Origin of the sequence: Streptomyces sp. SID486, from assembly GCF_009865385.1 — a bacterium.
Classification (GTDB): domain Bacteria; phylum Actinomycetota; class Actinomycetes; order Streptomycetales; family Streptomycetaceae; genus Streptomyces.
Window position 1 is genome coordinate 1 of record NZ_WWJT01000302.1, and the last position, 12,866, is coordinate 12,866.

Here is a 12,866-nt window from a genome sequence, read left to right on the forward strand (position 1 = left end):
GCCGCGGCCGGGCGCGGGAGCGGCGCCGCGCGCTGTGAGCGGGTGGGCCGGGCCGGGCCGCTGACGGCGCCGCGCGCTGTGAGCAGGGGGCCGGTGCGGGCCGTTGACGGCGCCGCGCGCTGTGAGCGGGGGGCCGGTGCGGGCCGCTGACGGCGCCGCGCGCTGTATGCGGGCGGCCGGTGCGGGCCGCTGAGCGGGCTCGCCGGGGGCGGCGGGGTCAGCGGGCGGTGCCGGGCAGCGCCTCCAGCAGTTCCAGGGCCTCCTCCCAGCGGAAGCGGTCCTCGCCGCCCGCCTCGGGCGGCCGGGGTGCCCGCGAGCCGATGAGGACGCCCATCTCGCGGAGCCGGTCCAGGCTCTGCCGGTAGGCGGGGTGCGCGGCCTGGGCGGCGTTGAGGCAGGGCAGTGCCACGGTCGGGACGCCCATGCCGTACGCCTCGCACAGGATGCCGAGGGCGAGTGTGTCGGAGATCCCGGCCGCCCACTTGTTTATCGTGTTGAACGTGGCCGGGGCGACGGCGATGGCGTCCGGGGGCGGCAACGGCCGGGGGTCGCCCGGCAGGCGCCACGCGGAGCGGATCGGATAGCCGGTCTGCGCCTCGACGGCCGGCGCGTCGATGAAGCCGAGGCCCTGCGGTGTGGCGACGACGCCGACGTCCCAGTTCGCCTCCCGGGCCGCGGTGATCAGCCTGCCGACGTCACCGGCGACACCCGCCGCGCAGACGACGACGTACAGGAAGGGCTTCTGGCTTGGGGCGGTCGGATCGCTCACACGCGTCTCCCGGTCGGCATCCGAAGTGGCACGGTTCCGGCAGCCTACGACGCCTCCGTCCGGGCGGTCGCCGCCGCTCGGTCCGGGACGGGCCAACGGCCTCCGCCCGGGGCGTCAGTCCGGGACGGGTGGACGGGCCCGGCCCGGGTCGGTGGACTCCTGGCCGCGCGTCCGCACGGTGCCCACGGTCCGCAGCAGCCGGTCGGCCGGCTCACGCAGCCGCGGGTGCGCGAGCACCGTGTTGCGCAGGCCGCGCACCGGCCGGCGCCAGAGCCGGTGGGCCAGCGCCACCGGGTGGGGACGGGCGGCGAACCCCTCGCCGACCCTGAGTTCGCGGGTCTTCAGCCAGTCCTTGTACTCCTTGTCGCCCCGGCCGAGGTCCACGAGGGTCACCCCGTGCCGGGCGGCCGCTTCCGCGGTCCGCAGATGCATCATCAACCCGGGTGAGTATGAAGGGAGTTCGGGATCGTACGCGGTGAACCAGGCGGCCAGCACCGTGCTCGACCGGGGGCCGAAGTGGGCAGCGACGGGCCGGTCACCCGCGTACAGCACGGACAGGACGCCGGTGAAGTGCTCCTCGCGGACGTGGAAGAGGTGGTCGACGAGGCCGACGATCCACGGGCGGGAGAACCGGTCCATCCGGCCGGTCCTGCGGTACTGCGCCGACTTCCAGCGCATGAGGGTGCGCAGCATGCGCGGGTCGCGTTCGTCGAACTCGAACCGCACCTCGCCGACGTCCCGGCCGAGCCGGCGCTCCTTCTTCAGCGTCGTCTTGGCCAGCCCCGGGTAGGTGCCGCGCAGCCACTGCGGGTAGCCGCCGTCGCCCGGCTTCACGTCGATCACCGGCGAGGCGAACGTCCCGGTGACATGGGGCCCGAACGGCCGTTGCCCCTGCACGAGATGGTCGAACTCGAAGATGCTGAGCCCGCAGGCGCGCAGCAGTTCCCGGGTGCTCCAGGTGACCCCGGGCCGGTGCACGAGGGCCTGGCAGTCGGACAGTCCGAGCCCGACGGCCCGGCCGGTACCGAACGGACCGCGTTCGTAGGGGAGGAAGCCGACCGGTTCGGCGCCCTCACGCAGCACGGCCACCCTGACGCCGCCGCGGTAGCGGCCCACGCCGACGGCGAACTCCGGGGCGAGGAAGGGGTTGGCGTACTCGGGCGATTCGTCCATCGCGCGGTGCCAGGCCGCGCGCAGTCCGGACGTCAGCTCGCCGGTTCTGTGGATGGTGATGCGCACCTAAGCTCGACCGCCCTTCCGTCGCAGCCAAGGATGCCCCAGGCGACTGACGGTTCGCCACAGGTATGCGGACATCGGTGACGACTGCGGATGCAGGGTGCGTTTCCCCTCGCGCCGGCCGCCCGCCGACGGCGCGGGCCGCCCCCCTCCCCCGGCCCCCGGGACGTGCGCGCCACTCCCCGGGGCGTGCGCGCCGCGCAGGGGCGTCGGGGTGTCCGCGGTATTGACATGAACCTGCGCCAACCCCGAGGCTCATGCGTGAAGTTGCTCGAATGATGCTCGTTTCAAGCGCATCCGAGCATTTCTGTTTCGAGGACACGCAATCCGCAAGGGTGCGAGGGGAGCTGTTCCGCCGTGCAAAGACCACGAAGACTGCGTCACCGTGTGCCGTGGCCGGCCTGGATCCCGCTGGGGCTGGCGAGCGTCCTGGCCGGGACCGCGCTCGCCGCTCCGGCGCCGGCCCAGGCCGCGGCCACCGCGTCCGGCGCCGTACTGGACCCGGCTCACGGCAGCGTCAGCTGGCAGAGCCCGGTCTACGACAAGGGGACGGGCGGCGGCCCGGAGAAGTGCCCTGCCGCCGCCGACGACCCCGCCGACACCGTCTGCGACCGTTTCGACCTGAGCGTCTCGGTGCCGGACGGCTACTGGGACGACAATCCCGAGGGCGGCGTCCCGCTGTCGGTCAGGTGGGACCGGTCCTCGGACGACTTCGACCTGTACGTCTACGACGACCACGGCAAGCAGGTGGCGTCCAGCGCGGGCACCGCCGACCCGGAGGCCACGGTGATCCCGCGCGCCTCGGGGACGTACCACGTCGTCGTGGTGCCGTACGACGTGCACGGCGGCTCCTTCACCGGCACCGCCTATCTGCCCGCGACCACGGACGCCGGTGATCTCACGTCCTTCGCGGGCGGCGACGGCAGTTACACCATCGAGGCCGGCCGGCTCACGGCCCGCGCCGACTTCCTGACGGGCGGCCGGCTGCGGCTCCAGGCCGATCCGTCGGGTTCGCTCAGTGATCCGGCCGGTACCGCCATCGTGCGCCGGACGCCCGCTCGCGAGCGGCGCACCGCCGCCTTCGACGCGGGCGCCTACTACGGCATCCGCTCCCCTGAGGCCGTGCTGCGGGTGTACAAGAAGCCGCTGCGGTTCGGGCTGTACAAGCCCGACAACCGCACCCGGATCTGGCAGGAGGACAAACCGCTGCGCTGGTCGACCGGCGGGATGCGGCAGAGCCTCGCGCGCGGCGCGCAGGAGCAGTTCTTCGGCGGCGGCGAGCAGAACGGCAGCTTCTCGCACCGCGGGCAGACCATGTACGTCGCCAACAGCTTCGACTGGAACGAGGGCGGCTACAACAACTCCCAGCCGTTCTACCTCTCCAGCGCGGGCTACGGCGTCTTCCGCAACACCTTCGCCCCGGGTGTCTACACCTTCGGCTCACCGGTCACCACCGGGCAGCAGGAACGGCGCCTGGACGCCTACTACTTCCTCGGTGACGCGAAGCAGGTCATCGGCGCGTACACGGCGTTGACGGGCAAACCCTTCATGCCGCCGGTGTACGGCCTGGAGCCCGGTGACTCCGACTGCTACCTGCACAACGCCAACCGGGGCGAGCGGCACACCCTGGACGCGCTGAAGATCGCCGACGGATACACCGCGAACCGGATGCCGCTCGGCTGGATGCTGGTCAACGACGGTTACGGGTGCGGGTACGAGAACCTGGAACAGACCGCGAAGGGCCTCCAGGACCACCAGGCCCAGCTCGGCCTGTGGACCCAGGACGGCATCGACAAGCTGGCCGACCAGGTCAAGGCCGGGCAGCGGGTGGCCAAGCTGGACGTGGCCTGGGTCGGCAACGGCTACAAGTTCGCGCTGGACGCCTGCGACGCGGCGAAGAAGGGCATCGAGGACAACAGCGACGCGCGCGGTTTCGTGTGGCTGCCGGTTTCCTGGGCGGGCGCCCAGCGCTGCGGGGTGCTGTGGAGCGGCGACCAGAAGCTGTCCTGGGACTACATCCGCTGGCAGATCCCGACCTATGCCGGGGCGACGATGTCGGGCATCGCCTACAACACCGGTGACGTGGGCAGCATCTACCGCCACGACCCCGAGATGTACGTCCGCGACCTCCAGTGGAAGGCGTTCCTGCCCGCCATCATGACGATGGACGGCTGGGCCACCGACCTCACCACCGGCAAGCCCGCCGAGCAGCAGCCGTGGCGGGACGGTGAGCCGTACACCTCGGTCAACCGCAAGTACCTGCAGCTGAAGGAGCGGCTGCTGCCGTACATGTACACCCTCTCCGCCCAGGCGGCGAGGACGGGCGTGGGCGCGGTGCGTCCGCTGTGGCTGGAGTACCCGGACGATCCCGGCACCCTCGGCGCCGGCGCGAAGTACGAGTTCCTGTCCGGGCCGGACTTCCTCGTCGCGCCGGTGTACCAGGACTCCGACACGCGCGACGGCATCTATCTGCCGAAGGGCACCTGGACCGACTACTGGACCGGCCGCACCTACCGCGGCCCGACCACGGTCGACGGCTATCACGCCCCGCTGGACACCCTGCCGCTGTTCGTACGCGAGGGGGCGGTCGTCCCCATGTGGCCGAAGGACACGACGAGTTGGCAGACCCGCGACCGGCACGAGCTGGACTGGGACCTGTACCCGGCGGCGCACCGCGCCAGCCACTACACGCTGTACGAGGACGACGGCGTGACCCGTGACTTCGCCCGAGGCGCGGCGGCCACCCAGCGGGTGTCGGTGCGCGGTGACGCCCGGGGCACGACCGTGACGGTCGGAGCGAGCAGGGGCGAGTACGCGGGCAAGGTGACCGCACGCACGTACCGGTTCACCGTGCACGGCGGCACCGCTCCCGCCCGGGTCCTGCTGGACGGGCGCCGACTCCCGCGCGGCGCCTGGTCGTACGACGCCTCCCGCCGTGTCACGACCGTCACCACGGCACGGCTCCCGCTCGACCGCGCCTTCACCGTGCGCCTGGTCGACGAAAGGTAAAGGAACCGTATGGTCTAGTCCAAAGAGCAAGTTGGTCTAGTCCAACTTATTGACGTGGCCGCAACAGCTCCCGGAGGGTGGGGCTCCCCGCATCGGGGTCCCCACCCTCTGGAGGCACGTATGAGACGTCTTCGGGCATGCCTGGGCGCGGCGGCTGCCGTCACCCTCGCCGCGGCCGGCGCCACCGCCCTCGTCGCGGGCAGCGCGTCGGGCGCGACCACCGCGCTGGACAACCGCTGGTACGCCGCCGCTCCCTACCTGATGCCGCTGGACAACGACCCGCCGGACGCGTCCGCCATCATGGACGCCACCGGTCTGAAGGCGTTCCAGCTGGCTTTCGTCCTCGCGCCCAACGGCGGTGGCTGTACACCCACTTGGGGCGGCACGGCGCCGGTCTCCTCGGACACCGCCGTGCAGTCGGTCATCAGCACCATCCGGGCCAAGGGCGGTGACGTCTCCGTCTCCATCGGCGGCTACGGCGGCACCAAGCTCGGACAGGCGTGCGCGGACCCGGCGTCCACGGCGGCCGCCTACCAGCAGGTCATCACCAGGTACGGGCTGCACGCGATCGACTTCGACCTGGAGGAGCCGGAGTACGAGAACACCGCGGCCATCAGGAACGAGATCGGCGCCGCGAAGATCCTCCAGCAGAACAACCCCGGGCTGTACGTGTCCGTGACCACGGCCGGCACGGCGGACGGAACCGGCTGGTTCGGCAAGCAGATGCTGCTGGAGGCCAAGTCGCAGGGGTTCACCCCGAACAACTTCTCCATCATGCCGTTCGACGGCGGCTTCAACGGGGCGGCGAGCCAGACCGGCGCACTCACCAACTTCAACTCGATCCTGCAGTCCACCTTCGGGTGGGACCAGGCGACCGCCTACGCCCACGAGGGTTTCTCGGGCATGAACGGCCGCAGCGACACCGGCGAGTACTTCACCCAGGCCGACTTCCAGACGGTGCTCGACTACGCCACGAGCCACCACATGGACCGGTTCACGTTCTGGTCACTGAACCGCGACCGGCAGTGCACCCCGGCCGACAACGGCGGCCGCACGTCCGGCACGTGCTCCAGCGTGGCCCAGAACTCCTGGGACTTCGCCAAGTACTCGGTGAAGTTCGCCGGAGTCACCCCGCCGACCTCGACCCCCACGCCCACCCCGACGCCGACACCTACCCCGACCTCCTGCAAGACGGCGTGGAGTGCGACGGCGACGTACACGGCCGGCAACGAGGTCTCGTACGGCAAGCACAACTGGAAGGCCAAGTGGTGGACCCAGAACGAGGCGCCCGGGGCGTCCGAATGGGGCCCGTGGCAGGACGAGGGAGCCTGCTGAACCTCTTGACGCGTCAGGTCCGGACCCTTAGCTTCTCGGGTCACCGGCGAACAAGGATGCGTTCAGCGTTCATCATGCTGAACGCATCCTCACCTGACGAAGGGACCCCCACATGACCCGGTCACGGCTTCTCGCGGCCCCGGCCGCCGCGGGCCTCGCCCTCGCGCTCACCGTCCTCACCGCGGGCGGCGCCGACGCCGCCGACCCCGGCAAGGCGCCGGGCGGCAACTTCGACCTGTCCGTCTGGCAGCTCCAGGAGCCCGTCGGCTCCCCCGGCAAGCCCACCACCATCCCGTCCTCCCGCCTCCAGGGCGCGAACGGCTACCAGGACGCGTACTTCTACACCGACTCCCGCGACGGCGCGATGACCTTCTGGGCGCCCGAGAAGGGCGTCACCACACCGAACTCCAACTACGCCCGCTCCGAACTGCGGGAGATGAACCGCGACGGCAGCGCGGCCGACTGGTCGCTCGGCGGCTCCCACCGGCTGAGCGCGACGCTGCGCGTGGTGTCCGTGACGGCGAACGTGTGCGTCGGCCAGATCCACCTGGGCTCCGGCGGATCGTCCACGAAGCCGCTGGTGGAGCTGTACTACCACGCGAACGGGGACATAGTCCTCGGCACCGAGGACTCACCGTCCGGCGGGCAGACCCCGCACACGGTCGGGCACGTCGCCGTCGGGAAGACGTGGAGCTACACCATCGCCGTCTCCGGCGGCGACACCGTCGACCTGACCGTGAACGGCACCACCACCCACTACGGCATCCCGTCGTCCTTCAAGCCCTACAAGCAGTACTTCAAGGCCGGCTCCTACAACCAGTCCTCCTCGGACAGCACCACCAAGGGCGCCCGGGTGGCCTTCTACGGGCTGACCGTGTCCCACGGCTGACACCCGGCCCCACCTGCGTGAGTGGTGCAATCACCGGGACGGTCGTAGCGTCGGTGGGACGCGGTCGGACACGGCACGACAGTGGGAGCGGCCATGCGCGGATCAATGGTGGGAACGGCGGTCACCCTGGCGGCGGGAGCGCTGCTGACGGCGACGATGACGACGGCGACGGCCAGTCCGCCGACCCCCGCGGCCACGCCGCACCGGACCGGTTCGTCCCAGCCCGTCCTGGTCGACTGCCTGTGGCACCGCACCGTCCGCCCCGACGACTTCCTCCTGGCCTGCGGCGACGGCAACAGCCGCCTCACCGGACTGCACTGGGACAAGTGGAGTCCGGGCGGGGCGACGGCCGTGGGCCTGAACCTCGTCAACGACTGCAAGCCGTACTGCGCGGCCGGCACCTTCCACGCCTATCCGGTCAGCATCCGGCTCGACGGCTCGAAGACCTGGAAGAAGCATCCGGAGTTCCAGCGCTACACCCGGCTGAGCCTCACCTACCCCGGAGTCCGCCCGGAGGGCTACCGGCAGGTCATGACCTACCCGCTCTGGGACTGACTGCCCGGGCCCGGCACCCGGGCCCGGCCGGACCGTCGCCCAGGCCGTGGCCGCGCCTCCCGCCTGCGGGACGCCCCGGCACCCGGGCCCGGCACCTCGTCAGGAGCGCCACGGCCAGGCGCCACGCAGGCGGCTACGGCCAGGCGTCACCCGGGTGACTACGGCCAGGCGTCACCCGGGCGCCCCCTCGTACGGCCCGTGACGGTGGTCCGCGCGGGCGATCCCGCGGCCCCGGCTCCCGGCACCCGCGGCCCGCGGCCCCTCATGTTGGTGTGACCCCGAACGCCGGCGCCTCGCGCGCCGACCGAAAAGAGGTCACATGCCCCGAATCCCCCGCCTGACCGGTGCCGCCGTCGCCGCGCTCACGCTCGGCCTCGTCATGACCGCGCCCGCCGCACCCGCCGCCGAGGACGATCCGCTCGTCACCGACGCGCGGGTCGTCGCCCGCTTCGGTCTGGCCGCCGGGCAGACGCCCGAGAACATCGCGCTCGAACCCGACGGCTCCGCCGACCTCACCTTCGCCTTCGCCCGCCGGGTCGCCCACGTCACCGTGGACGGGACCACCACGTCGCGCGCGCAGCTGCCGGAGGTGGCGGACCCGGACACCCCCGTCGTCCACAGTGCCGTGGTGACCGGCATCGCCCGGGCCCACGACGGCACGCTGTACGTCGCCTACGCCACCGGGACCCGCGAGACCGGCGTCTGGCGTGTCTCTCCCGGCACCGCGCCGGTGCAGATCGCCCAGCTGCCGCCCGACGGGTTTCCCAACGGGCTGGCCCTCGACGAGCGCCGGGGCGTCCTCTACGCGGCCGACTCGGTCCGCGGCACCGTCTGGCGCGTCCCGCAGGCGGGGGGCGCGGCCACGGCCTGGGCGACGGGTCCGGCGCTGGCTCCGCTGCCGGCGCCGCCGGCCTCCGGCCTCGGCGCCAACGGCGTCAAGGTCCACCGGGACGCGGTGTGGGTGTCCAACACCGACCGGGGCACGCTGCTGCGCCTCCCCGTGCTCCCGGACGGCTCCGCAGGCCCCGTCGAGACCCGGGGTGACGGGCTCGGCGGCATCGACGACTTCGCCTTCCCGGGGCACGGCAGGAGCGCCCTGGCCGCACTGGGCTCCGTCGGCAAGCTGGTGCTGGTGGGTCCGGACGGCACCGTCACGACCCTGCTCACCGCGCAGGACGGCCTGTCCGACCCGACCTCGGTCGCGGTCCGCGGCCGGACGGTCTACGTGCCGAGCGCCGCGTTCACCACCCGCCGCGACCCGAACCTCCTCGTCGCCCACCTGCGCCACCTGATCGGCCGCGGATAACCCGGCGAGGGCCGCACCGGCGCCCACCACCGCCGCCACGCCCCTCATCCGGCCCGCCGGCGGCCGTTGCCAACGGTGGGCCGTGGTCCGCCGGCGGATGGTGGCCCGTCGGTGGGCGGCGGTCCGCCGGTGGGCCGTGATCCGCCAGTGGGTGGTGGCCAGCCGGTACGTGGTGGTCCGCCGTGGTGGTCCGTCAGTGGGCCGTGATCCGTCGGTGGGTGGTGGTCCGCCGGTACGTGGCGGTCCGCCGGCCGGGGGCGGGGGGCGGTGTCAGGACAGTTCGGCCAGCAGGTCGCCGCCCTCCACCTGCTGGATGCGGTTGATGGCCAGGCGGGAGACGCGGCCCGCCTTCGGGGCGGTGATCGTCGCCTCCATCTTCATCGCCTCGATGGTGGCGATCGTGGCACCGGCCTCCACCTCGTCGCCCTCCGAGACGGCGAGGGTCACCACACCGGCGAACGGCGCCGGGACATGGCCGGGATCGGCCCGGTCGGCCTTCTCCGTCGCCGGGACGTCGGTGGCGGCCGACCGGTCACGCACCTGGATGGGCCGCAGCTGGCCGTTGAGCGTGGACATCACGGTGCGCATCCCGCGCTCGTCGGCCTCGCCGATGGCCTGCAGCTCGATCAGCAGCCGGACGCCGGGGTCCAGGTCGACGGCGTACTCCTTGGCGGGACGCAGGCCGTAGAAGAACGCCTTGCTGTCGAGCACGCTGGTGTCGCCGAAGCTCTGCCGGTGCGTGTCGAACTCCCGGGTCGGACCCGGGAAGAGGAGCCGGTTGAGGGTGGCCCGGGGGTCCTTGCGGAGACCGTCGCGGTCCTCCGCGGACAGTTCGGGGGCGGGCTTGGCGGCGGCCCTGCCCTGCAGCGCCTTGGTGCGGAACGGCTCCGGCCAGCCGCCGGGCGGGGTGCCCAGCTCTCCGCGCAGGAAGCCGATCACCGAGTCGGGGATGTCGTAGGTGTCCGGGGCCGTCTCGAAGGCGTCCGGGGAGACGCCGGCGCCGACCAGGTGCAGGGCCAGGTCGCCGACCACCTTGGAGGACGGGGTGACCTTGACCAGGCGGCCGAGGATGCGGTCGGCGGCGGCGTACATCGCCTCGATGTCCTCGAAACGGTCGCCGAGGCCGAGGGCGACGGCCTGGGTGCGCAGGTTGGACAGCTGGCCACCGGGGATCTCGTGGTGGTAGACGCGCCCGGTCGGGGAGGCGAGGCCCGCCTCGAACGGGGCGTAGACCTTGCGCACGCCCTCCCAGTACGGCTCCAGGTCGCCGACCGCCTGCAGGTCCAGGCCGGTGGGCCGCTCGGAGTGGTCCGTGGCGGCGACGATCGCGGACAGCGACGGCTGGGAGGTCGTACCGGCCATGGAGGCCACCGCCCCGTCGACCGCGTCCGCGCCCGCCTGGATCGCGGCGAGGTAGGTGGCGAGCTGGCCGCCCGCGGTGTCGTGCGTGTGCAGGTGGACCGGCAGGTCGAACTCGCGGCGCAGTGCCGAGACGAGCTTGGCGGCGGCCGGTGCGCGCAGCAGTCCGGCCATGTCCTTGATCGCGAGGACATGGGCGCCGGACGCCACGATCTGCTCGGCGAGGCGCAGGTAGTAGTCGAGCGTGTAGAGCCGCTCCGCCGGGTCACCGAGGTCGGCGGTGTAGCAGAGCGCGACCTCGGCGATCGCCGTGCCGGTCTCGCGGACGGCCTCGATGGCGGGGCGCATCTGGCCGACGTCGTTCAGGGCGTCGAAGATGCGGAAGATGTCGATGCCGGTGGCGGCGGCCTCCTGCACGAAGGCGTCGGTCACCTCGGTCGGGTACGGCGTGTAGCCGACGGTGTTGCGCCCGCGCAGCAGCATCTGCAGGCAGATGTTCGGCACCGCCTCGCGCAGGGCGGCCAGCCGCTCCCAGGGGTCCTCGGCGAGGAAGCGCAGCGCGACGTCGTAGGTGGCGCCGCCCCAGCACTCCAGGGACAGCAGCTGCGGCAGGGTGCGGGCGACGGCCGGGGCGACGGCCAGCAGGTCCTTGGTGCGCACCCGGGTGGCGAGCAGCGACTGGTGGGCGTCGCGGAAGGTGGTGTCGGTGACGCCGATGGTGGGCGACTCGCGCAGGTGCCGGGCGAATCCGTCGGGGCCGAGGTCCACCAGGAGCTGCCGGCTCCCGGCAGGCGGCTCGCCCGCGGGCAGCGCCGGCAGCTTGGTCAGCGGGTCGGGCAGGTCGGGCCGTTCGCCGTGCGGCTTGTTGACGGTGACGTCGGCGAGGTAGGTGAGCAGCTTGGTGCCGCGGTCGGCCGAGTGGCGGGCGGTCAGCAGGTGCGGACGCTGCTCGATGAAGGAGGTGGTGACCCGGCCCGCCTGGAAGTCGGGGTCGTCCAGGACCGCCTGGAGGAAGGGGATGTTGGTGGCCACGCCGCGGATGCGGAACTCGGCGACCGCGCGCCGGGCCCGGCCGATGGCGGCGTGGAAGTCGCGGCCCCGGCAGGTGAGCTTGACCAGCATGGAGTCGAAGTGGGCGCTGATCTCCGTGCCGGCGTGGGTGGTGCCGCCGTCGAGCCGGATGCCGGAGCCGCCCGGGGAGCGGTAGGCGCTGATGCGGCCGGTGTCCGGGCGGAAGCCGTTGGCGGGGTCCTCGGTGGTGATGCGGCACTGGAGGGCGGCGCCGCGCAGGGTGACGGTGTCCTGGGCGAGACCGAGGTCGGCGAGGGTCTCGCCGGAGGCGATCCGCAGCTGGGCCTGGACCAGGTCGACGTCGGTGACCTCCTCGGTCACGGTGTGCTCGACCTGGATGCGCGGGTTCATCTCGATGAACACGTGGTTGCCCGAGCGGTCGAGCAGGAACTCGACCGTGCCGGCGTTGCGGTAGCCGATCTCGCGGGCGAAGCGCACGGCGTCGGCGCAGATCCGGTCGCGCAGCTCCGGGTCCAGGTTCGGGGCCGGGGCCAGCTCGATGACCTTCTGGTGGCGGCGCTGCACCGAGCAGTCGCGTTCGAAGAGGTGGATGACGTTGCCGTCGCCGTCGGCGAGGATCTGCACCTCGATGTGGCGGGGCTCGACGACGGCCTTCTCCAGGAAGACGGTCGGGTCGCCGAACGCGGACGCGGCCTCGCGGGAGGCGGCCTCGATGGACTCGCGCAGCTGGGCCGGGTCCTCCACCCGGCGCATGCCGCGGCCGCCGCCTCCGGCGACCGCCTTGACGAAGACCGGGAAGCCGATGTCCTCGGCGGCGCGGACGAGTTCGTCCACGTCGTTGGAGGGCGCGGAGGAGCCCAGCACGGGCACGCCGGCGGCACGGGCGGCGGCGACCGCGCGGGCCTTGTTGCCGGTCAGCTCCAGCGTGGCCGCGCTGGGGCCGACGAAGGTGATGCCCGCCTCCTCACAGGCCCGGGCCAGTTCGGGGTTCTCGGACAGGAAGCCGTACCCGGGGTAGACGGCGTCGGCGCCCGCGCGGCGGGCGGCGGCGACGATCTCGTCCACGGAGAGGTAGGCCCGCACGGGATGTCCCGGCTCGCCGATCTCGTACGCCTCGTCGGCCTTGAGCCGGTGCAGCGAGTTGCGGTCCTCGTGCGGGAAGACGGCGACGGTGCGCGCGCCCAGTTCGTAGCCCGCCCGGAACGCCCGGATCGCGATCTCTCCACGGTTGGCGACCAGCACCTTGCGGAACATGGTGGTTTCCCTTCAGCTGCCCTGCCGGCGACGAACACCCTGGTGTCAGCCACGCGCTGCCGTACTCGCGGACACCCTAGGGGCTGCCCATGGGGGTCGATGTGCGAAAACCATCACACTGC

7 protein-coding genes and 1 pseudogene are annotated in these 12,866 nt (G+C 72.5%); 5 read left to right on the plus strand and 3 right to left on the minus strand.

All coding sequences use genetic code 11. The annotated features are described in order from the left end of the window. Positions 1 to 217: 217 nt before the first annotated feature. Both GT045_RS14285 and GT045_RS14290 read right to left on the minus strand, forming a co-directional pair. Positions 218 to 769, minus strand: a complete 552-nt coding sequence (locus GT045_RS14285; protein ID WP_161287149.1) for a flavoprotein — start codon at positions 767 to 769, stop codon at positions 218 to 220. A 114-nt stretch (positions 770 to 883) separates the two neighbouring features. Beyond that, positions 884 to 2,008 carry a GNAT family N-acetyltransferase gene (locus GT045_RS14290; protein WP_161334390.1) on the minus strand — a complete coding sequence of 375 codons (1,125 nt, stop codon included), beginning with the start codon at positions 2,006 to 2,008 and terminating at the stop codon, positions 884 to 886. Positions 2,009 to 2,875: 867 nt separating this feature from the next. Here GT045_RS14290 and GT045_RS14295 point away from each other — a divergent pair. The 5 genes and pseudogenes from GT045_RS14295 to GT045_RS14315 all read left to right on the plus strand — a co-directional run. Further along, a pseudogene (locus tag GT045_RS14295) lies at positions 2,876 to 4,912 on the plus strand (TIM-barrel domain-containing protein); the annotation flags it as partial. A gap of 222 nt (positions 4,913 to 5,134) precedes the next feature. Then, entirely contained in the window at positions 5,135 to 6,349 is a 1,215-nt protein-coding gene (locus GT045_RS14300) for a chitinase (protein ID WP_161287147.1), read from the plus strand. A gap of 112 nt (positions 6,350 to 6,461) precedes the next feature. Further along, the gene (locus GT045_RS14305; protein WP_161287146.1) at positions 6,462 to 7,238 is read left to right on the plus strand and encodes a polysaccharide lyase family 7 protein; all 777 of its coding nucleotides are present in this window, start codon (positions 6,462 to 6,464) and stop codon (positions 7,236 to 7,238) included. A gap of 93 nt (positions 7,239 to 7,331) precedes the next feature. After that, the gene (locus tag GT045_RS14310; RefSeq protein ID WP_161334391.1) at positions 7,332 to 7,793 is read left to right on the plus strand and encodes a hypothetical protein; all 462 of its coding nucleotides are present in this window, start codon (positions 7,332 to 7,334) and stop codon (positions 7,791 to 7,793) included. A gap of 319 nt (positions 7,794 to 8,112) precedes the next feature. Continuing rightward, complete coding sequence (locus GT045_RS14315) at positions 8,113 to 9,099, plus strand: hypothetical protein (RefSeq protein WP_161334392.1); 987 nt, start codon at positions 8,113 to 8,115, stop codon at positions 9,097 to 9,099. A gap of 270 nt (positions 9,100 to 9,369) precedes the next feature. Here GT045_RS14315 and GT045_RS14320 read toward each other — a convergent pair whose 3' ends face one another. Next, positions 9,370 to 12,744, minus strand: coding sequence for a pyruvate carboxylase (locus tag GT045_RS14320; protein ID WP_161334394.1), 3,375 nt, complete (start codon positions 12,742 to 12,744; stop codon positions 9,370 to 9,372). Positions 12,745 to 12,866 lie beyond the last annotated feature (122 nt).

What these genes read in the sequence shown, in the direction of transcription:
- GT045_RS14300 (WP_161287147.1), top strand. Translation starts at nt 5,135, where the DNA reads ATGAGACGTCTTCGGGCATGCCTGGGCGCGGCGGCTGCCGTCACCCTC.
- GT045_RS14305 (WP_161287146.1), top strand. Translation starts at nt 6,462, where the DNA reads ATGACCCGGTCACGGCTTCTCGCGGCCCCGGCCGCCGCGGGCCTCGCC.
- GT045_RS14310 (WP_161334391.1), top strand. Translation starts at nt 7,332, where the DNA reads ATGCGCGGATCAATGGTGGGAACGGCGGTCACCCTGGCGGCGGGAGCG.
- GT045_RS14315 (WP_161334392.1), top strand. Translation starts at nt 8,113, where the DNA reads ATGCCCCGAATCCCCCGCCTGACCGGTGCCGCCGTCGCCGCGCTCACG.
- GT045_RS14320 (WP_161334394.1), bottom strand. Translation starts at nt 12,744, where the DNA reads ATGTTCCGCAAGGTGCTGGTCGCCAACCGTGGAGAGATCGCGATCCGG.